Source organism: Streptomyces sp. NPDC001732 (assembly GCF_053596315.1).
Window position 1 is genome coordinate 1 of the sequence record NZ_JBSFFY010000035.1, and the last position, 20550, is coordinate 20550.

Sequence of the window (20550 nt, forward strand, 5' to 3'; positions counted from 1 at the left end):
GAGCTCACCGCCGGACGCGGTGCCGCCTGCCACCTCACCGCCGAGCAGCGCGCCGAGTTCTTCGCGGACTTCGCCGGCACCCGGGCCCCGGGCACGTGCCCGGGGCCACCGCCGTACCTCCGACGAGGAGGACGGGAAAGACGGGGAATCAGTCGTCGAGCGAGGTCATGACGTGCTTGATGCGGGTGTAGTCGTCGAAGCCGTACGCGGAGAGGTCCTTGCCGTAGCCGGACTTCTTGAACCCGCCGTGCGGCATCTCGGCGACGAGCGGGATGTGGGTGTTGATCCACACGCAGCCGAAGTCGAGGTTCTTGGACATCCGCATGGCGCGGGCGTGGTCCTTGGTCCACACCGAGGAGGCCAGGGCGTACTCGACGCCGTTGGCGTACTCCACGGCCTGGGCCTCGTCCGTGAACTTCTGGACGGTGATGACCGGGCCGAAGACCTCGTTCTGGACGATCTCGTCGTCCTGCTTGAGGCCGGAGACGACGGTCGGGGCGTAGAAGTAGCCCTTGTCGCCGACCCGGTGGCCGCCCGCCTCGACCCTGGCGTGGGCGGGGAGGCGCTCGATGAAGCCGCTGACCTGCTTCAGCTGGTTGGCGTTGTTGAGCGGGCCGTACAGCACGTCCTCGTCGTCCGGCAGCCCGGTCTTGGTGTCGGCGGCGGCCTTGGCGAGCTCGGTGACGAACTCGTCGTGGATGGACTCGTGGACCAGGACGCGGGTTGCGGCCGTGCAGTCCTGGCCGGCGTTGAAGTAGCCCGCGACGGAGATGCCCTCGACGGCCTTGGCAATGTCGGTGTCCTCGAACACGACGACCGGGGCCTTGCCGCCGAGCTCCAGGTGGACCCGCTTGACGTCCTTGGCGGCGGACTCGGCGACCTGCATGCCGGCCCGGACCGAACCGGTGATGGAGGCCATCGCCGGGACCGGGTGCTCGACCATGGCGCGGCCGGTGTCGCGGTCGCCGCAGATGACGTTGAAGACGCCCTTGGGCAGGATCTGGCCGATGATCTCGGCGATCAGCACGGTCGACGCCGGGGTGGTGTCGGACGGCTTGATGACGACGGTGTTGCCCGCGGCCAGGGCCGGGGCGAACTTCCAGACGGCCATCATCATCGGGTAGTTCCACGGCGCGACCTGCGCGCAGACGCCGACCGGCTCGCGCCGGACGATGGAGGTGAGGCCCTCCATGTACTCACCGGCCGAGCGGCCTTCGAGCATCCGCGCCGCGCCCGCGAAGAAGCGGATCTGGTCCACCATCGGCGGGATCTCTTCGGTGCGGGTGAGCTCGATCGGCTTGCCCGTGTTCTCCGACTCGGCGGCGATGAGGTCCTCGGCGCGCTCCTCGAAGGCGTCCGCGATCTTCAGCAGGGCCTTCTGGCGCTCGGCGGGCGTGGCGTCGCGCCAGGCGGGGAAAGCGGCCGCGGCGGCGTCCATGGCGGCGTCGACATCGGCCTGCCCGGAGAGCGGCGAGGTCGCGTAGACCTCCTCCGTCACCGGGTTGACCACATCGATGGTCCGCCCGTCAGCGGCGTCCCGGAACTCTCCGTTGATGTAGTTGCGCAGACGGCGCACCTCGGTGGTCACAACCACCCCTCCTGTCGACACGTCCAATGGGTGAGATGTCCAGCCTAGTCGCTCGGGTGTCGCTTTCGACATGCCCAACCGCCGTGAACTTCGGATTCAGTTAGATCAAGGTCCTCAGACAACGAATTTCATCGATCTGGGGTTGCCAGACGGACGAGTCCCGTGCACAGTGGATGTGTGGCCAGTCGCAGCGCAGACTCCAGGACCGGGAACGGATCGTCACCAGCGGTCGATGCCGTGTCCCTCGCAATCATCGAGCAGCTCCAGGAGGACGGACGCCGTCCGTACGCCGCGATCGGCAAGGCCGTCGGTCTTTCCGAGGCGGCCGTGCGACAGCGCGTCCAGAAGCTGCTCGATCAGGGCGTGATGCAGATCGTCGCCGTCACCGACCCCCTCACCGTGGGGTTCCGGCGCCAGGCGATGGTGGGCATCAACGTCGACGGCGACCTCGATCCGGTCGCCGAAACGCTGTCGGCCATGGCCGAGTGCGAGTACGTGGTGATGACCGCGGGCTCGTTCGACCTGATGGTGGAGATCGTCTGCGAGGACGACGACCACCTGCTGGAAACCATCAACAAACGCATCCGGGCCATACCCGGGGTGCGCTCCACCGAGAGCTTTGTGTACCTGAAGCTCAAGAAGCAAACCTATATGTGGGGAACCCGATAGCCGTGAGCAAGGACCTCAGCCGAACCGCGTACGACCACCTGTGGATGCACTTCACCCGCATGTCGGACTACGAGACCGCGCCCGTTCCCACCATCGTGCGGGGTGAGGGCACCTACATCTACGACGACCAGGGCAAGCGCTACCTGGACGGCCTGTCCGGCCTGTTCGTGGTCAACGCAGGTCACGGCCGGCACGAGCTCGCCGAGGCTGCCTACAAGCAGGGCCAGGAGCTGGGCTTCTTCCCGGTGTGGTCCTACGCCCACCCGAAGGCCGTCGAGCTGGCCGAGCGGCTGGCCGACTACGCGCCGGGCGACCTCAACAAGGTCTTCTTCACCACGGGTGGCGGCGAGGCCGTGGAGACCGCCTGGAAGCTGGCCAAGCAGTACTTCAAGCTCAAGGGCAAGCCGACCAAGTACAAGGTCATCTCGCGCGCGGTCGCCTACCACGGCACCCCGCAGGGCGCCCTGTCGATCACCGGCCTGCCGGCCCTGAAGGCCCCCTTCGAGCCGCTGGTCCCCGGCGCGCACAAGGTCCCGAACACCAACATCTACCGCGCCCCGATCCACGGCGACGACCCCGAGGCCTTCGGCCGCTGGGCCGCCGACCAGATCGAGCAGCAGATCCTCTTCGAGGGCCCGGACACCGTCGCCGCGGTCTTCCTGGAGCCGGTGCAGAACGCCGGCGGCTGCTTCCCGCCGCCGCCCGGATACTTCCAGCGGGTGCGCGAGATCTGCGACCGGTACGACGTGCTGCTCGTCTCCGACGAGGTCATCTGCGCCTTCGGCCGCCTCGGCACGATGTTCGCCTGCGACAAGTTCGGCTACGTGCCGGACATGATCACCTGCGCCAAGGGCATGACCTCGGGCTACTCCCCGATCGGTGCCTGCATCGTCTCGGACCGCATCGCCGCGCCGTTCTACGAGGGTGGCAACACCTTCCTGCACGGCTACACCTTCGGTGGCCACCCGGTCTCCGCGGCGGTCGGCCTCGCCAACCTCGACATCTTCGAGCGCGAGGGCCTCAACCAGCACGTCCTGGACAACGAGAACGCCTTCTTCACGACGCTGCAGAAGCTGCTCGACCTGCCGATCGTCGGCGACGTCCGCGGCAACGGCTTCTTCTACGGCATCGAGCTGGTGAAGGACAAGGCCACCAAGGAGACCTTCACCGACGAGGAGACCGAGCGCGTCCTGTACGGCTTCCTCTCCAAGGCGCTGTACGACAACGGCCTGTACTGCCGGGCCGACGACCGCGGCGACCCGGTCGTCCAGCTCGCGCCGCCGCTGGTCTCCGACCAGTCGACGTTCGACGAGATCGAGGGCATCCTGCGCACCGTCCTCACGGAGGCGTGGACCAAGCTCTGATTGGCACCCCGGTGGGGCGGACCGGCCACGGACCGGCCCTCCCACCGGCCGCCCGTCCGGCGGACCGGGAGCCCTCGCGGCTCCGGCCCCCCGGACGGGCGTGCCGCTCGACCGTCGTTTGACCGGCTCCGGACGGTCATCCCCTACGGTCCGCACGGCCCGGATGCGCCCATTCGAGTGGGAAGGGGCGCATCCGGGCCGTGTGCTGTGCGCTCACCGCGGTTCGGATCCCTACGGTGCCGAGTGACCGATCGGCCCTCTCTTCGTTCCCCCGTACGGGGGAACGGGAATAACGATCTGAACCGAGGTGTACGCCATGGTGGCCCCGCCGGACAACGATGTGATCTGGGCGCGCTCCCTGCACCACTCCCACAACGGCTCGCCCGCGCTCGGCGGCGTCTCCCTGGGGGTCCGCGACGGCGAGATCCTCGCCGTGACCGGTCCCCGGGGCTGCGGCAAGACGACCCTGCTGCACTGTCTGTCCGGTCAGTTGGTGCCCGAGCAGGGCGAGGTGTGGTTCAACAGCGTCCCCGTCCACACCATGGGTCCCCGGCTGCGCGAACGGCTGCGCCGCGACAGATTCGGCTGGATCGCCCCCGAACCCCAGCTGGTGCCCGAGCTGAACACCTGGGAGAACACCGCCCTCCCCCTGCTGCTGCGCGGCGCCTCGCACCGGGCGGCGAAGAAGGCCGCCATGGAATGGCTGGAGCGACTCGACATCGGCCCCTGCGCCAAGCAGCGGCCGCACACCCTGCTCCAGGGACAGCGCCAGCGGATCGCCGTCGCCCGCGCCCTGGCCGCCACCCCCGCGGTGATCTTCGCGGACGAGCCGACCGCGACCCTGCACCGGAGCGACCGCACGCACGTGCTGCGCACCCTCACCAGCGCGGCCCGCTCGCACGGCATCACGATCGTGCTCGCCACCCACGACGCGGAGGTCGCCGCCCTCGCCGACCGCACGGTCCCGCTGCTGGACGGCCGCCGCGTCGCCACCGTCGCCCTGCCCACCGGGTCCGATGCGGAGGGGCGCGCGGCGTGCTCGCTCTCCGTCTAGCCCGGGGCTCCCATCCGCTGGTCCTGCTGCGACGGCTGCTGGTCGCCGCCGCCTCCGCCGGGGTCGGCTTCCTCCTGCTGTGCACCCTGGGCTACGCCTCGGGGCACCCGACCCACTCCACCGGGGCCGTGCTGCGGCTGCTGTGGTGCTTCGTACCGCTCGCCGCCACCGTACAGTTCGCGGTCGCGGTGGCACGTACGGACCCGAGCACCCGGCCCCGCTCCGGACTGTCCGCCGTGGGCCTGGGGCCGGTCCGGCTGGCCGCCCTCGCGGCAGTCTCCACCGCCGTGGCCTGCACCCTCGGGTCGGCGGTGGCGCTGCTGTTCTTCCTGCACCTGCGCGGCGACCTGTCCGGGCTGCCGTTCGACGGTGCGGCGGCCGGGCTGCTCGGCGCGGGCACCCCGCTGCCGCTCGGCGCCGCGCTCGTGCTGCTGGCCCTGGTCCCGGTGGCGTCGGCCGTCGCGAGCGGACTGTCGCTGCGCACCGGGCCGGTTTCGCCGGCGGCCCCGGACAGCACCTCGTCCGACGTCCGGACGGAACCGGAGCCGCCCGACCCCGCCGCGCCCCCGACGGGGCTGCCGTGGGGCGTGGCGCTGATCGCGACCGGCCTGGCCGTCGAGGCGTACCTGAGCCGGGGCGACGGACACAGCCTGCTCCCGCTGCCCGGCAGGCTCGACGCCACCCCGGCCGGGGTGCTGACGGGGTGGACGCTGGCGGCGATCGGTCTGGCCCTGGCCGGCCCCAGTCTGACGTACTTCTGCGGGCGGCTGCTGCAGTCGGCCCGCCCGGGAGCCGTACGCCTGCTGGCGGGCCGGGTGCTGATGGACGAGGCGCGCCGGATCGGCCGGCCGCTGGGAGTGATCTGCGCGGTGCTCTCCGCCACCGTCGCCGCCCACGCGCTGTACGGGTCGGGGGAACACTCCTTCGGTCCGCTCACCGTGCTGGGCACGGTGCTCGTCCTCGGCTGCACGACGGCGACGCTGCTGACCTCGGCGCTGGAGGCGCGGCAGGCCCGCTCCGAGGGGGCGGGGACCCTGCTGCGGCTCGGTGCCCCGGCCTCGGCCCTGCGGATCTCGGCCGCGCTGCGCGCCGCCGTGCTGCTGCTCGTCTTCGCCCCGCTGACCTGGCTGATCGCGGAACTGGCCGCGCTGCCGCTGACGGCCTGAGAGCCCCGGGCCCGGTCGCCCGGTACGCCCCGGTGGGACGGGACGGGGCGTTGCCGGGTTCCGGGCCGTGGTGCCGGCTCAGGAGGAGGACGCGAGCCGGGCCGCGAGCGCGTCGAAGAACGCCTCCCAGCCGTCCTCGGCCGCCGCGTACTGCTCGGCCGTGAGGTTGCCCCCGCGCTGCCGGAAGACCATTTCGGTGCTCCCGTCGCCGCGGTCGGCGAAGGTGGCGGTGACGGTCTCGCCCTCGCTGCCGGCGGGCGCGGTGGCGTCCTTGAGCGTGAACACCAGGCGCTCGGGGGCGACCACCTCGCGGTAGACCCCGTGGAAGGGCATCTCCGCGCCCGGCACCACGATGACCAGGCTCCAGGAACCGCCCGGCCGGACGTCCATCGACACCCGGTCGAGCGGTACCTCGGCCTCGCCGCCGTACCAGGCCGCGAAGTGCTCGGGGGTCGTCCACGCCTCGAAGACGCGTCTGCGCGAGGCGTGGAGGACCCGGGTGATGTCGATGCCCTCGCGTGTTGACTCGGTCATGGTCCCTCGTCCTTCCCGCTTCCGGGTGCCCTCCGGGGCGACCGGTTCCGCGCCACGGGGACATCCGGCCATCGTCCAGCCCCCGGACGAGGTCTGCCACCGGGGCCCGCCGGACCCGTGCGGGAGGCGTACCGTCAGCGGGCGGCGGGCAGGACGACCGTCTCCGCCGCGTCGAAGCCGACCCCGACCACCGCACCCTCCTCGGGGGCGTCCCGCAGCGCGCACTCCGCCTCCAGGGCCGGACCGTTCTCCGGCAGCAGCCGTACGGCGACGTGGTCGCCCCGGAACGTCCGCGTCCCGACCACGCAGCGCAGCCCCTCGTCCGGGGCGCCGAGCCGGACCCCGGCCGGGCGCACCAGCAGATCGCACGCCCCCTGCGGCGAACCTCCCGGCACCGGCACCTCGCCCCACACCGTGGCCGCGACGGTTCCGTCCACCGTCGCCGCCACCACGTTGTCGAAGCCGAGGAACCGGGCGACGAAGGCGGAGGCGGGCCGCTGCCAGACCTCCAGCGGCGTACCGGCCTGGGCGATCCGTCCGTCGCGCATCACCACCACCCGGTCGGCCAGGGCGAACGCCTCGCCCTGGTCGTGGGTGACGGCGAGCACCGTCGTGCCCAGCCGCCCGAAGAGCGTGCGGAGTTCGACGACGAGCCGTTCGCGCAGGCCGCGGTCGAGCTGGCCGAGCGGCTCGTCCAGCATCAGCAGCTTGGGGCTCGGGGCGAGGGCCCGCGCGAGGGCGACCCGCTGCTGCTCGCCGCCGGACAGCGCGGCAACGGCGCGGCGCTGCGCACCGGGCAGGCCCACCAGGCCGAGGAGTTCACCGACCCTGCGCTCCTGGTCGCGGCGCGGCACCCCGCGCATCCGCAGCCCGAAGGCGACGTTGGCGCCGACGTCCCGGGTCGGGAAGAGCTGGTGGTCCTGGAACATCAGGCCGAGCCCGCGCCGGTGCACCGGCACCCCGGTCTGGTCGGCACCGTCCAGCAGCACCCGGCCGCCGTCCGGCGGGTGCAGTCCGGCGACCACCCGCAGCAGGGTGGACTTGCCGCTGCCGCTCGGCCCGAGCACGCACACGATCTCGTGCTCGGCGACCTCCAGGTCCACCGCGTCGAGCGCCACCCGCTCGCCGAAGCGCACCGTGGCCGATTCCAGTGTCAGCATCTCCAGAACTCCCCGGACATCTCTAGAACTCCCCGGACCGGTCCGTGCGGATACGTTCGAGCAGCAGCAGGGAGAGGGCGCAGACCACCATCAGGACGGTGCTGAGGGCCATCGCCTGGCCGTAGTTGAGCTCCCCGGCCCGCCCCAGCAGCCGGGCCACGGCGACCGGCAGCGTCGGACGGTCGGGCCGGGCGATGAACACCGTCGCACCGAACTCGCCGAGCGACACGGCGAACGCGAAACCGGCCGCGACCAGCAACGCCCGCCGCACCAGCGGCAGATCGACCTCCCGCCAGGCCCGCAGCGGCGAGGCGCCGAGCACCGCCGCCGCCTCCCTCAGCCGCCCGTCCACCGCCCGCAGGACGGGCAGCATGGTCCGTACGACGAAGGGCACGCCGACCAGTGCCTGGGCGAGCGGCACCAGCATCCAGGAGGTCCGCAGATCCAGCGGCGGTTCGTCCAGGGTGATCAGGAAGCCGAAGCCGACGGTGACCGCGGACACCCCGAGCGGCAGCATCAGCAGCGCGTCGAAGCCGCGGACGAGCCGCCCCGCGCGCCGGGTCAGCGCGGCGGCCGCGAGCCCGCCGACGACCAGTGCGACGACCGTGGCGACCAGCGCGTACTGCACGGAGTTCCAGATCGCTTCGAGCGGCGCGACCAGGAACGTCCCGCCGCCGGCGTCCACGGAGCCCAGGGCCCGGTAGAAGTCGGCGCCGTGGCCGCCGGGGGTGTCCAGCGAGCGCTCGACCAGCACCCCGAGCGGCAGCAGGATCAGCACCAGCACGGTCAGCAGCACGCCGCCGAGCAGCGCCCACTGCCCGGCGCCGCGCGGCCTGCGGGCGGTCCGCTCCGGGTCGACCAGCTTCAGCGCGGTCTCCCTGCGCCGTACCGTCCACGCGTGCACGGCGAGGATCGCGCCGACCGCGGCGAACTGCACCAGCGTCAGCACGGCGGCCGTCGGCAGGTCGAGCAGCTGGGCGGTCTGCCGGTAGATCTCCACTTCGAGCGTGGAGTAGCCGGGACCGCCGAGGATCTGCACGACCCCGAAGGAGGTGAAGGTGAAGAGGAAGACCATCAGCGCGGCGGCGGCCACGGCGGGGGCGAGGGCCGGCAGGGTGACCCGCCGCCAGGCCGCGAACCGTCCGGCGCCCAGGACCCGGGCGGCCTCCTCCTGCCGGGGGTCGAGCTGGGACCACAGCCCGCCGACGGTCCGTACGACCACCGCGTAGTTGAAGAAGACATGGGCGAGCAGGATGGCCCAGACGGTGGTGTCGAGCCGTACGCCCCAGAGTTCGTCGAGGAATCCGCCGCGCCCCAGCAGCGCCAGGAAGGCCGTCCCGACGACGACGGTCGGCAGGACGAACGGCACCGTGACGACGGCCCGCAGCAGTTGTTTGCCGGGGAAGTCGAGGCGGGCGAAGACATAGGCTCCGGGCAGCGCGATCAGCAGGGTCAGCGCGGTCGAGGCGAGCGCCTGCCAGCCGGTGAACCAGAGGACGTCGCGGATCTCCGGCCGGGTCAGCACCTCGCCGACCCGGCCGAACTGCCAGACCCCGTCCGCCTTCAGCCCGCGGCCGACGATCGCGGCGACCGGGTAGGCGAAGAACAGCGCGAAGAACGCCACGGGCACGGCCATCAGGCCGAGCCGCACCGCGTTCCCGCGCCGGGCCCCGGCACGGGCAGCACGTGCGCACCCGTGTCCCGGCCCGCGCGCACCGTCCCCGCGCGGGCCCTCCCCGTGGCCGCCCGCCCCGGCCGCGTCCGCCGCGCGTGCGGGGGACTTCGTTACTTCACTACGAGCGAGGACCACGACCGGACCCACTGCTCACGGTTCTTGGCGATGCGGTCCGGGGCGACGGTCGCCGGCTTCTCCACGGTGGCGCCGAACTTCGTGAAGAGTTCCGGCAGTTCCGCGTCCTCGACGACCGGGTTCACGAACATGTTGAGCGGCATGTCCTCCTGGAACTTCTTGCTGATCAGAAAGTCCAGCAGGGCCTTGCCGCCCGCTTCGTTCCTCGCGCCGTCCAGCAGGCCCGCGAACTCGATCTGGCGGAAGCAGGTCCCGGTGGCGACCCCGGTCGGGGCCTCGGCCGGCTGCTTCTTCGCGTACAGCACCTCGACGGGCGGGCTGGAGGCGTACGAGACGACGAGCGGCCGGTCGGCCTTGGCCTTCTTCCCGCCCGCCGAGCCGGAGAACTCCTCGTTGTACGCCTGCTCCCAGCCGTCGACGACCTTGACGCCGTTCTTCTCCAGCTTCTTCCAGTAGTCCTGGTAGCCCTTCTCGCCGTGGGTGGCGACGGTACCGAGGAGGAAGCCGAGGCCGGGCGAAGAGGTCGCGGCGTTCTCGGTGACGAGGAGGTCCTTGTACGCGGGCTTGGTCAGGTCGTCGAAGGACTGCGGCGGCGAGAGCTTCTTGTCGGCGAAGTACTTCTTGTCGTAGTTGACGCAGATGTCGCCGGTGTCGACCGGGGTGACCCGGTGCTCGGCGTCGAGCCGGGTGGCGTCCGCGACCCGGTCGAGGCCCTTGGCCTCGTACGGCGTGAAGAGACCGCTGTCGAGGGCGCGGGAGAGCAGCGTGTTGTCGACGCCGAAGAACACGTCGCCGCGCGGCGAACCCTTGGTCAGGATCTCCTGGTTGAGCGCGACACCCGCGTCGCCGCTCTTCAGGACCTTGACGGTGTAGCCGGTCTCCTTCGTGAACTCCTTCAGGACCTCTTCGGAGGCGTTGAAGGAGTCGTGGCTGACGAGGGTCACGGTCTTCGAACCGGAGCCCTTCGTGCCGCCGGAGCCGGAGGCACTGTCGTCGGAGCCCCCGCATCCGGCGAGCGCGGTGACGCCCAGCGCGGCGACGGCAGCCGTCGCCGCGAGCCGCCCGGTTCTGTGGGTGGTGCTCATCGTTGGATTCCTCCTGGGTTTTGGCCAGGAAGAGACGCGGCCCCGCCCGCGGAAAGCGGGCAGGGCGCAACAGCATGAGTTGATGACCGAACTTCCTACCCGGAATGACCCGGGCGAGGTTCAGAGGGTCTGCGGACGACCTGTCCTCGGTGCCGCACTCTCAGCGCTGTGGCGCTCCCCTGTCGGAATATGAAGTTGATTTCGGGGCCAGGTTACACGTGCCCTTCCGGGCCCGGAGTCCGCCGGGTGGCCTTCGGCCGGACGGCCGGGCCCGGTCGAAGGCCACGGCCGCCCGACAGGCTCTCAGCGCTCGGCCGCCGCCAGCTGTCCGCAGGCCCCGTCGATCTCCTGACCGCGGGTGTCCCGCACGGTCACCGGAACGCCGTGGGCGGCGATCGCCTCGACGAACGCCTTCTCGTCCTCGGGGCGGGAGGCGGTCCACTTGGAGCCGGGCGTGGGGTTCAGCGGGATCAGATTGACGTGCACCCGCTTGCCCTTGAGGAGCCTGCCGAGCAGGTCGCCGCGCCACGCCTGGTCGTTGATGTCACGGATCAGGGCGTACTCGATGGAGATGCGGCGGCCGGACTTCTCCGCGTACTCCCACGCCGCGTCCAGCACCTCGCGCACCTTCCAGCGCGTGTTGACGGGGACGAGGGTGTCGCGCAGTTCGTCGTCCGGTGCGTGCAGCGAGACGGCGAGGCGGCACTTGAAGCCCTCGTCGGCGAAGCGGAGCATCGCGGGCACCAGGCCAACGGTGGAGACGGTGATCCCGCGCTGCGAGAGCCCCAGTCCGTCCGGCTCCGGGTCGGTGAGCCGGCGGATCGCGCCGACCACCCGGTTGTAGTTGGCGAGCGGCTCGCCCATGCCCATGAAGACGATGTTGGAGAGCCTGGCCGGCCCGCCGGGGACCTCCCCGTCGCGCAGCGCCCGCATGCCGTCCACGATCTGGTGGACGATCTCGGCGGTCGACAGGTTGCGGTCGAGCCCGGCCTGTCCCGTCGCGCAGAACGGGCAGTTCATCCCGCATCCCGCCTGGGACGAGATGCACATCGTGACCCGCTCCGGGTAGCGCATCAGGACGGACTCGACGAGCGTCCCGTCGTGGAGCTTCCACAGCGTCTTGCGGGTGGTGTCGTCGTCGCAGCTGATGTGGCGGACCACGGACATCAGGTCGGGGAACATCGCCTCGGCGAGCTTGTCCCGCGATCCGGCCGGGATGTTGGTCCACTCGGCCGGGTCGTGCGCATACCGCGCGAAGTAGTGCTGCGAGAGCTGCTGGGCGCGGAACGGCTTCTCGCCGATCGCGGCGACGGCTTCCCTGCGCTCGGCGGGCGTGAGGTCGGCGAGGTGCCGCGGCGGCTTCTTGGCTCCGCGGGGCGCGACGAAAGTGAGTTCTCCGGGCTTAGGCATGGTCCATCCAGTGTCGCAGACGCGACGGCAGGGGCCCGCCGCCCTGTGGACGACGGGCCCCTGCCCGTGAAAACCCCGGCCGGGGCCGGTCTCAGCCGGTGCCGACGAACACCACCAGCAGCAGCCAGACCACGGGGGCGGTCGGCAGCAGCGAGTCCAGCCGGTCCATGATCCCGCCGTGCCCCGGAAGCAACGTGCCCATGTCCTTGATCCCGAGGTCCCGCTTGATCATCGACTCGCCGAGGTCGCCGAGGGTGGCGCTGGCCGCGACCGCGAACCCGAGCAGCAGCCCCTGCCACCAGGAACCGCCGTCGATCAGGAACTGCATGCACAGCGCGCCCGCGGCCATCGCGAAGGCGATGGCCCCGAACAGGCCCTCGCGGGTCTTCCCGGGGCTGATGCGCGGCGCGAGCTTGTGCTTCCCGAAGCGCCAGCCGACGGCGTAGGCACCCGTGTCGCTGACCACGGTCAGCAGCAGGAAGGTGAGCACCCGCTGCGGTCCGTCGTCGGCGGTCAGGAGCATGGCGACGAAGGTGGCGAGGAACGGCACGTAGAACGCGGCGAACACCCCGGCCGTGACGTCCTTGAGGTAGCCCTCGGGCGGCGCGGCCATCCGCCAGACGAGCACGGCGAGCGCGGTGAGCGCGGTCGCCACCCAGGCGCCTTCGGCGCCCCACGCGTAACCGGCCACCACCATCGCCGCGCCACCGACGGCCAGCGGGACGAGCGGCGCCTTGACGCCCTTGCGCTCCTCCAGCCGGGAGGTGAGCTCCCACAGGCCGACGACGACGGCGACGACGACCACGCCGACGAAGACGGCCTTCACGATGAACAGCGAGGCGACGATGACGGCGCCGAGCCCCACACCGACCCCTATGGCGGCTCGCAGGTCACGGCCCGCACGTTTCTTCTGCGGGGGCGGCGCGGCGGTGGACATGGGCTCCTGCGGCTTCTCGTCACGGAACAGGGGGCCGCCGCTCAGGCGTCCGGCCCCCTGGCCCCGGTCATCACGGTCGTCAGCGTCTCTACCTGCGTCGGGAACGTCCGGCACGATGGGCATGGGCCGAGTCTGCTGGGCGCCGTGCACATCGTATGCAGGACCCGCCGGGGCAGCCTGCAACTCGGGCACGCCCCAGCCGCCGGCTCCCGGCGGGGCGCCCCGGGAGGAGTCGTTCATCAGACCTCGAGCAGCTCGGCTTCCTTGTGCTTGAGCAGCTCGTCGACCTGTGCGACGTACTTCGCGGTGGTGTCGTCGAGCTCCTTCTCGGCGCGACGCACCTCGTCCTCGCCCGACTCCTTGTCCTTGACCAGCTTGTCGAGGGTTTCCTTGGCCTTGCGTCGCACGGCGCGGATGGAGATCTTGGCGTCCTCGGCCTTCGCCTTGGCGACCTTGATGTAGTCGCGGCGGCGCTCCTCGGTGAGCTCCGGGAAGGTGACCCGGATGATGTTGCCGTCGTTGCTCGGGTTGACGCCGAGGTCCGAGTCGCGGATGGCCTGCTCGATGTTGCGCAGCGCGCTCTTGTCGAACGGCGTCACGACGGCCATGCGCGGCTCGGGCACCGAGAACGAGGCGAGCTGGTTGATCGGGGTCAGCGCGCCGTAGTAGTCGGCGACGATCTTGTTGAACATCGCCGGGTGCGCACGGCCGGTACGGATCGCGGCGAAGTCCTCTTTCGCGACGACGACGGCCTTCTCCATCTTCTCCTCGGCCTCGAGGAGGGTTTCTTCGATCACCACGTGCTCCTGCGTGTCTTGAGCGGGCCCGGCGTGCTCGGGCCCTGCGGGTCCTGCGTCGCGTCCTCACCTGCACGGTGTCCGACCGGCAGGCCGTTGTCCATCCTTCGGGGCCTATCCCGGGGTGTTGCCCGAGGCCCTCGGCCGTTCCCGTCGTTACCGGGAAGGCCCCCGGTTCTCAGAGCCGGGTGCTCCGGTCACTCACGAGCGTGCCGATCTTCTCACCCTTGACCGCGCGGGCGATATTGCCCATGGCGGTCAGTTCGAAGACGAGGATCGGGAGGTCGTTGTCACGGCAGAGCGTGATGGCGGTGGCGTCGGCGACCTTGAGGTCGCGGGCGAGCACCTCGCCGTACTCGAGCGCGTCGAACTTCACCGCGTCGGGGTTGGTCTTCGGGTCGGAGTCGTAGACCCCGTCCACCCCGTTCTTGCCCATCAGCAGGCCCTCCGCGTCGATCTCCAGGGCGCGCTGGGCGGCGGTGGTGTCGGTGGAGAAGTACGGCATCCCCATACCGGCGCCGAAGATGACGACGCGGCCCTTCTCCAGGTGGCGCACGGCGCGCAGCGGGATGTAGGGCTCCGCGACCTGCCCCATGGTGATGGCGGTCTGGACGCGCGAGTCGATGCCCTCCTTCTCCAGGAAGTCCTGGAGCGCCAGGCAGTTCATGACCGTGCCGAGCATGCCCATGTAGTCGGACCGGGCCCGGTCCATGCCGCGCTGCTGGAGCTCAGCACCGCGGAAGAAGTTGCCGCCACCGATGACGACGGCGATTTCCGCACCGTCACGGACGACGGCCGCGATTTCCCGGGCGATGGCGTGTACGACGTCGGGGTCGACACCGAGACCCCCGCCGCCGGCGAACGCCTCTCCGGACAGCTTCAGCATGAAGCGTCCGGCCACCTTGCCGTCGTCGCGCTTGTGGTCACCTTGTGCGGCGCCCGCGCCCTTGTTCATGGAGATTCTCCTCGTGCACATACGAAGAAGGCCATTGCCGGTGGGTCTGGTGTCCCTCCGCGGCAATGGCCTCCTCGTCAGATCTGCGGTCGTACGGCGTGAGTGCGGCCGACGACTGCACTAGACCCTATAGGGGTCCACCGTTGTTCGCGGACGGACTCAGATGCCGACCTTGATGCGCGTGAAGCGCTTCAGGGTGACACCGGCCTCGTCCAGGACCTTCTGAACGGACTTCTTGTTGTCCAGCGCGTACGGCTGGCCGAGGAGGGTGGCCTCCTTGAAGAAGCCGTTGACGCGACCCTCGACGATCTTCGGGAGCGCGGCCTCGGGCTTGCCCTCGGCGCGCGTGGTCTCCTCGGCGACGCGGCGCTCGGCCTCGACGACCTCGGCCGGGACGTCCTCGCGGGACAGGTACTTCGGGGCGAACGCGGCGATGTGCTGCGCGATGCCCTTGGCCAGCTCGGCGTCGGCCTTGTCCAGCTCGACCAGGACACCGATCTGCGGCGGCAGGTCGGGCATGGTGCGGTGCATGTACACGGAGACGTACGCGCCGGTGAACTGCGCGAAGCGGTCCAGGACGATCTTCTCGCCGAGGTTGGCGTTGGCCTCGTCGACGTACGCCTGGACGGTCTTGCCGGCCTCGATCTCGGAGGCGAGCAGCGCCTGGATGTCGGCCGGGGAGGTGGCGGCGACGTGCGCGGCGAGGGTGTTCGCGACGTTCTGGAACTTCTCGCCCTTGGCGACGAAGTCCGTCTCGCACTTCAGCTCCAGCAGAACACCGGAGGTCTGGTCCTCGGAGACGAGGGAGACGACGGCGCCGTTCTCGGCAGAGCGGCCCTCGCGCTTGGCGACGCCCTTCTGGCCCTTGATACGGAGCGCCTCGACGGCCTTGTCGACGTTGCCGTCGGCCTCGTCGAGCGCCTTCTTGCAGTCCATCATGCCGGCGCCGGTCAGCTCGCGGAGCTTCTTGACGTCAGCGGCGGTGTAGTTCGCCATGAGTCTGTGTTTCTCTCTCGAAGTCTGAAAGATCTACGGGTGAACGGCGGGGGCGGTGCTCGTGGCACCGGCCCCCGCCGTCGTCAGCCGTGACGGCTGTCAGGCCTGCTCGGCGTCCGCGGCCGGGGCCTCGGCCGGCTTCTCGGCCTCGGCGGCCTTCTCGGTCTCGGCGGAGGACTGCACCTCGGCGTCGGCCTTCTTGTCGCCCTCGAGCAGGTCGCGCTCCCACTCGGCGAGCGGCTCGCCGGCGGCCTTCTCGCCCGGCTTCGAGTCACCGGTGGCGGCACCGGAACGGGCGATGAGACCCTCGGCGACGGCGTCGGCGATCACGCGGGTGAGCAGGGTGACGGAGCGGATCGCGTCGTCGTTGCCCGGAATCTTGTAGTCGACCTCGTCGGGGTCGCAGTTGGTGTCGAGGATCGCGACGACCGGAATGTGGAGCTTGCGCGCCTCACCGACGGCGATGTGCTCCTTCTTGGTGTCGACGATCCAGACGGCGCTGGGCACCTTCTGCATCTCGCGGATACCACCGAGGGTCTTCTCCAGCTTGGCCTTCTCGCGGGAGAGGACCAGGAGCTCCTTCTTGGTGAGGCCGGAGGCGGCCACGTCCTCGAAGTCGATGAGCTCGAGCTCCTTCAGACGCTGAAGGCGCTTGTAGACGGTGGAGAAGTTGGTGAGCATGCCACCGAGCCAACGCTGGTTGACGTACGGCATGCCGACGCGCGTCGCCTGCTCGGCGATGGCCTCCTGGGCCTGCTTCTTCGTACCCACGAACATGATGGAGCCGCCGTGGGCGACGGTCTCCTTGACGAACTCGTAGGCGCGGTCGATGTACGACAGCGACTGGAGCAGGTCGATGATGTAGATGCCGTTGCGCTCGGTGAAGATGAAGCGCTTCATCTTCGGGTTCCAGCGACGGGTCTGGTGACCGAAGTGGACGCCGCTCTCCAGCAGCTCCCGCATCGTGACGACGGCCATGGCCGTACTCCTTGAGGTGCTCGGTTGTCGCGACCGCAGGATTGCTGTCGCGCCTGACGCCCCGACGCGCCGTGCCACGAGGGACCGAGGAGCGCGGCCACCGTCCGCTGAGAGGGAGGTGGCGGGGCGTGCGAAGTCGACCCGGTGACCCGGATCGCCATAGGAAGTGTACGGGACGGCCCGGGTGCCGGGTGACGGCGCTGTCCACAACCGGTCGGTAGTCCACAGATCCGGTTCATGATCCACACGGACCGGAGTGTTGCGGGACGGTTCCGTCATGCGATGCACACCTGCTCCGACCGCTTCCCGTTCCCCGCGCGCATGCCGCGGGTCCGTGCCCCGCGCATCCGGCTCGCCGCGCGGGGCGTTCGCGGCTCGTGCGCGGGGCGCGTTGGGAGTGGCGGTGGTACTGCTCGTGGTGCTGTGCGGTCTGCCGGCCGGGGCGGCCGAAGCCCCCGCCTCGCCTCCGACGCCGTCACCTCCGCCCTCCGCGCCTCCGCCCGCGCCCGTTCCTCCACCGGATCCGGCTCCCGGGCCGGGCGGCGGGCGGGGGTGGCCGCTCGTGGGACGGCCCTCGGTCGTACGGGGGTGGGAGCCTCCGGCCGGTCCCTACGGGCGGGGGCACCGCGGGGTCGACCTCGCCGCCCGGCCGGGGGCGGCGGTGCTCGCCGCGGCCTCGGGCCGGGTGTCGTTCGCGGGGCGGGTGGCGGGGCGCGGGGTGGTCGTGATCGAGGTGGCGGGGAGCGGCGATCCGCCCCTGCGCACCACGTACGAGCCGGTGCGCGCCGCGGTCGCGAAGGGCGAGGAGGTGACGGCGGGACAGGTGGTGGCCGCCTTGGAGGCGGGGCCCTTCCACTGCGCGTCGGGCTGTCTGCACTGGGGGCTGCGGCGCGGGGACGCGTATCTGGATCCTCTGTCGCTGCTGCCGCCGTCACTGCTGCGACGGGGCCCGTCCAGGCTGCTGCCGGTCTTCGGCGTGCCGGAGTCCTCGGCACCGGCCGAGGGGACCGGGGACGGGCTCGCCGCCCCCGGCGTTCTGTTCGCCGCCGCGCTGCGGCGACGGCGTCGGTGTCAGTCCCGCACGCCCTGCACGCCTCGGAGGACCATGGCCACGGCGGTGTCCGCGATCACGTCCGGCTCCTCGGCCACACCCAGTTCGATACGTCGCACCGCGGCGTCCACCGAACCCTGGAGCAGCATCGCCGCCAGCCTCGGCTGTTCGTGGCCCAGATCGCCGAGCGCCTCGACGATCATGGCGATCAGCCCGCCGTGCGCGGCCCTGATCTTCTCGCGCGCCCCGGCGTCCAGCTCGCTCGCCGAAATGGCGACGACCGCCCGGTGGCGGCGGTCCCCGACGAGATCGAGCTGCCGGCGCACATAGGCCTCGATCCTGCCCTCGGGCGTGGCGGCCTGCTCCATCGCGCTCTCGACCTCGGCCGCCCAGACGGGGAAGTCGACGGCGCAGAGCTCCTCGACGACGGCCGCGCGGGAGCGGAAGTACTCGTATACGGAGGACCGGGCGAGGCCCGTGCGTTCGGCGAGGGCGGGGAAGGTCAACGCCTCCGTACCGCCCTCGGACAGCAGGGAGCGGGCGGCGTCCAGGAGGGCGCCGCGCTGCATGGTCCGGTGCTCGGCCACCGAGGCCGCTCGAATCCTGGGCACGTGTCCACTCTACGGCGACCGGTGTTCGAGAGAGTGCGTACGGCCCCGATCGGTGGCCGAAGCAGTGATGGCCGGCGCCCGGCCGCAGAAGGTCTCAGCGTCCGGCGTCGGCCAGTTTCGCGCGCAGTTGCAGCACCGATTTGGTGTGGATCTGGCTGACCCGGCTCTCGGTGACCCCGAGCACATTGCCGATCTCGGCAAGGGTGAGGCCCTCGTAGTAGTAGAGCGTGACGACCGTCTTCTCCCGCTCCGGCAGCGTGTTGATGGCGCGGGCGAGCAGCCGTCTGAGCTCGCGGTCCTCGGCGACCTCCACCGGGTCGTCGGCGGCGGGGTCCTCCAGCGTGTCCATCAGGCTCAGCCGGTCGCCGCCCTCGCCGCCGACGTGCAGCAGATCCTCCAGGGCGACCACATTGGCCAATGACAACTGGCTGAAAACCGCGTGCAGTTCATCGAGTGCGATGCCCATCTCCGCGGCGACCTCCGCCTCGGAAGGGGTGCGTCGCAGCTGGGCCTCCAGCGTGGCGTAGGCGCGTTCCACGGCCCGCGCCTTCTGGCGCACCGAGCGCGGAATCCAGTCCAGTGCCCGGAGTTCGTCGATCATCGCGCCGCGGATGCGGGTGATCGCGTACGTCTCGAACTTGATCGCGCGCTCGATGTCGAACTTCTCGATCGCGTCGATCAGCCCGAAGACCCCCGAGGAGACGAAGTCCGCCTGCTCGACGTTGGAAGGCAGGCCCACGCTCACCCGGCCCGCGACGTACTTCACCAGCGGCGAGTAGTGCAGGATCAGCTGCTCCCGCAGGCGCTCGTCGCCCGTGGACTTGTACGAACGCCACAACTCGTCGAGCGAGGAGGGGGCGGGGGGGCGCACAGTGCCACGCGCAGCCGGTGGTACTGCCGCACGGTCAGACCCGGAGGTGTGCTGGGGCATGTGGTGCCTTGAGCCGTTCTGCTGAGAAGCGCTGGGGGACGTATGTCTGAGTCGGAATCCTTGTGAGCGTAGCGTGACTGCGGTGTAGCGGTCCGCGAAGGATATGGGATCGGCGGTCCGTGAATCCGGACGATTCGACAGGACTGCGGTCCGGAACCGTAGTCACGTGCGTGGGCCCCGAAGGCATCGTTGGAGGATCCACCGGGGGCATCGGCATCACCTTTTCACCCGAATGCCCCAGGTCAAGTACCGCCTCGCCGCGCGTCGCCGTTGCGAGCGGGTCGCGACGTCAACTGCCATCCGTCGCCATGTCGTTCGACGAACCCCAGTGAGTGCAGTTCGTACAGTCTGCCGAGTGCTTCGTCGGTACTGGTTCCGGCCATCCGGGCCACGTCGCGCCCGCTGGCGGCGCCCCGGAACGGAAGGGCGTCCAGGACCCGGGCGGAGACCGCGTCCAGCCGGTCCCTGGGGTGCACGGGACCGTGCCTGGCCGGGGCGAGTTCACCGATGTTCCCCACCAGCTCGGCGACTTCCGAGGCGTCGGTCACCAGAATGCCCTCTCCGCGGAGGAGCTCATGGACCCCGGCGGACAGGGCACTGGTGGCCGGGCCGGGCACCCCCATCGTGAAACGGCCGAGACGCTGCGCGTTGCGCGCGGTGACCAGTGAACCGCTGCGGTATTCGGCCTCGACCACGACCGTCCCGCGCGTCAACGCGGCGATGACCCGGTTCCGGAGGATGAATCTGCTGCGGGTGGGATGATCGGACGGCGGCAATTCGCCGATGACGAGCCCCTGTTGCGCAATCCGTCCGATCAGTTCGGCGTGTCCCCGGGGGTAGGCGACGTCCACTCCGCAGGCGAGGACCGCCGCCGTCGCCCCGCCGACGGCCAGCGCCCCGCGGTGCGCCGCCCCGTCCACCCCGAAGGCCGCTCCCGACACGACCACCCATCCCAGCTCCGCGAGCCCCGCGCCGAGGCTCGCCGCCATGTGCGATCCATACGGTGTGCAGGCGCGGGCGCCGACCACGGCGACCGAGCGCAGCGCCCAGAGCCGCAGATCGCGCGGCCCCCGCACCCACAGGCCGGTCGGCCTCGCGTCCGCGAGGTCGTCGAGCTGGGTGGGCCATTCCCGGTCGCCGGGGCAGACGAACCGTCCCCCCGTTCCGGCCACCGCCGAGAGGTCCCGCTCCGGCTCCACGCCCTCGGCCCGCAGCCGGTATCCGGCCAGCCGTTTCGGAGTCATTCCGCTCAACCGTTCCGCGGTGCCGTCCCCGGTGGTGATGCGCCGGAGCAGTTCGACGGCCCCGTACTCGCGCAGCCAACGGCCGCCCCGCTCGTCCCCCGGCTCCAGAATGCGGGTCAGGGCAGCCCGCGCCAGCCGCTCCGAACCACTCACCACCGTCCCCGTCCCCGTCCCCGCTTCCACCTCCGGCCCCGGCCCCGGTACCGCCTT

General features: G+C 71.0%; 18 protein-coding genes and 1 pseudogene. 5 read left to right on the forward strand and 14 right to left on the reverse strand.

The genetic code is table 11. The annotated features are described in order from the left end of the window. Positions 1 to 148 precede the first annotated feature (148 nt). The gene (locus tag ACWCXX_RS26935) at positions 149 to 1588 is read right to left on the reverse strand and encodes a gamma-aminobutyraldehyde dehydrogenase (RefSeq protein WP_451131538.1); all 1440 of its coding nucleotides are present in this window, start codon (positions 1586 to 1588) and stop codon (positions 149 to 151) included. Between the two features lie 177 nt (positions 1589 to 1765). On the opposite strand from ACWCXX_RS26935, the gene ACWCXX_RS26940 reads away from it, so the two are divergent. From ACWCXX_RS26940 to ACWCXX_RS26955, 4 genes are all read left to right on the forward strand, one after another. Next, complete coding sequence (locus ACWCXX_RS26940; protein WP_451131540.1) at positions 1766 to 2257, forward strand: Lrp/AsnC family transcriptional regulator; 492 nt, start codon at positions 1766 to 1768, stop codon at positions 2255 to 2257. Continuing rightward, positions 2242 to 3621, forward strand: coding sequence for an aspartate aminotransferase family protein (locus tag ACWCXX_RS26945; protein WP_356933257.1), 1380 nt, complete (start codon positions 2242 to 2244; stop codon positions 3619 to 3621). The genes ACWCXX_RS26940 and ACWCXX_RS26945 overlap by 16 nt, the downstream gene beginning before the upstream one ends. Positions 3622 to 3937: 316 nt before the next feature. Next, positions 3938 to 4675, forward strand: a complete 738-nt coding sequence (locus ACWCXX_RS26950; RefSeq protein ID WP_451131543.1) for an ABC transporter ATP-binding protein — start codon at positions 3938 to 3940, stop codon at positions 4673 to 4675. Continuing rightward, entirely contained in the window at positions 4657 to 5841 is a 1185-nt protein-coding gene (locus ACWCXX_RS26955; RefSeq protein ID WP_451131545.1) for a hypothetical protein, read from the forward strand. Before ACWCXX_RS26950 ends, ACWCXX_RS26955 begins: the two co-directional genes overlap by 19 nt. A gap of 78 nt (positions 5842 to 5919) precedes the next feature. On the opposite strand, the gene ACWCXX_RS26960 is transcribed toward ACWCXX_RS26955, so the two are convergent. The 10 genes from ACWCXX_RS26960 to rpsB all read right to left on the reverse strand — a co-directional run bounded on the left by ACWCXX_RS26960 (position 5920) and on the right by rpsB (position 16503). Continuing rightward, a complete protein-coding gene (locus ACWCXX_RS26960; protein WP_451131547.1) occupies positions 5920 to 6375 on the reverse strand; it encodes an SRPBCC family protein in 456 nt (151 codons plus the stop codon). A 134-nt stretch (positions 6376 to 6509) separates the two neighbouring features. Next, complete coding sequence (locus ACWCXX_RS26965) at positions 6510 to 7535, reverse strand: ABC transporter ATP-binding protein (RefSeq protein ID WP_451131549.1); 1026 nt, start codon at positions 7533 to 7535, stop codon at positions 6510 to 6512. 22 nt (positions 7536 to 7557) lie between these two features. Further along, positions 7558 to 9171, reverse strand: a complete 1614-nt coding sequence (locus ACWCXX_RS26970; RefSeq protein ID WP_451131660.1) for an ABC transporter permease — start codon at positions 9169 to 9171, stop codon at positions 7558 to 7560. 149 nt (positions 9172 to 9320) lie between these two features. Then, positions 9321 to 10430 carry a thiamine ABC transporter substrate-binding protein gene (locus tag ACWCXX_RS26975; protein WP_451131551.1) on the reverse strand — a complete coding sequence of 370 codons (1110 nt, stop codon included), beginning with the start codon at positions 10428 to 10430 and terminating at the stop codon, positions 9321 to 9323. A 303-nt stretch (positions 10431 to 10733) separates the two neighbouring features. Further along, on the reverse strand, positions 10734 to 11840 hold the full coding sequence (gene rlmN, locus ACWCXX_RS26980) for a 23S rRNA (adenine(2503)-C(2))-methyltransferase RlmN (RefSeq protein WP_148839604.1): 1107 nt from the start codon (positions 11838 to 11840) through the stop codon (positions 10734 to 10736). A gap of 91 nt (positions 11841 to 11931) precedes the next feature. Beyond that, positions 11932 to 13017: a phosphatidate cytidylyltransferase gene (locus tag ACWCXX_RS26985; RefSeq protein WP_451131554.1), complete on the reverse strand. Its 1086-nt coding sequence runs from the start codon at positions 13015 to 13017 to the stop codon at positions 11932 to 11934. Next, positions 13017 to 13574 carry a ribosome recycling factor gene (gene frr / locus ACWCXX_RS26990; RefSeq protein ID WP_148839600.1) on the reverse strand — a complete coding sequence of 186 codons (558 nt, stop codon included), beginning with the start codon at positions 13572 to 13574 and terminating at the stop codon, positions 13017 to 13019. Before frr ends, ACWCXX_RS26985 begins: the two co-directional genes overlap by 1 nt. A 178-nt stretch (positions 13575 to 13752) precedes the next feature. Further along, positions 13753 to 14529, reverse strand: a complete 777-nt coding sequence (gene pyrH / locus ACWCXX_RS26995; RefSeq protein WP_451131557.1) for a UMP kinase — start codon at positions 14527 to 14529, stop codon at positions 13753 to 13755. Between the two features lie 159 nt (positions 14530 to 14688). Further along, entirely contained in the window at positions 14689 to 15525 is an 837-nt protein-coding gene (gene tsf / locus ACWCXX_RS27000) for a translation elongation factor Ts (RefSeq protein ID WP_189545911.1), read from the reverse strand. A 99-nt stretch (positions 15526 to 15624) separates the two neighbouring features. Continuing rightward, on the reverse strand, positions 15625 to 16503 hold the full coding sequence (gene rpsB, locus ACWCXX_RS27005) for a 30S ribosomal protein S2 (protein WP_451131560.1): 879 nt from the start codon (positions 16501 to 16503) through the stop codon (positions 15625 to 15627). Positions 16504 to 16780: 277 nt separating this feature from the next. Here rpsB and ACWCXX_RS27010 point away from each other — a divergent pair. Next, positions 16781 to 17497, forward strand: a pseudogene (locus tag ACWCXX_RS27010) (peptidoglycan DD-metalloendopeptidase family protein); the annotation flags it as partial. A gap of 77 nt (positions 17498 to 17574) precedes the next feature. Here the strand turns inward: ACWCXX_RS27010 and ACWCXX_RS27015 are convergent. From ACWCXX_RS27015 to dprA, 3 genes are all read right to left on the reverse strand, one after another. Next, positions 17575 to 18141 carry a TetR/AcrR family transcriptional regulator gene (locus tag ACWCXX_RS27015; protein ID WP_451131662.1) on the reverse strand — a complete coding sequence of 189 codons (567 nt, stop codon included), beginning with the start codon at positions 18139 to 18141 and terminating at the stop codon, positions 17575 to 17577. A gap of 118 nt (positions 18142 to 18259) precedes the next feature. Then, complete coding sequence (gene whiG, locus ACWCXX_RS27020; RefSeq protein ID WP_451131562.1) at positions 18260 to 19096, reverse strand: RNA polymerase sigma factor WhiG; 837 nt, start codon at positions 19094 to 19096, stop codon at positions 18260 to 18262. A 242-nt stretch (positions 19097 to 19338) separates the two neighbouring features. Continuing rightward, positions 19339 to 20493 carry a DNA-processing protein DprA gene (dprA, locus tag ACWCXX_RS27025; RefSeq protein ID WP_451131564.1) on the reverse strand — a complete coding sequence of 385 codons (1155 nt, stop codon included), beginning with the start codon at positions 20491 to 20493 and terminating at the stop codon, positions 19339 to 19341. Between the last annotated feature and the right edge of the window lie 57 nt (positions 20494 to 20550).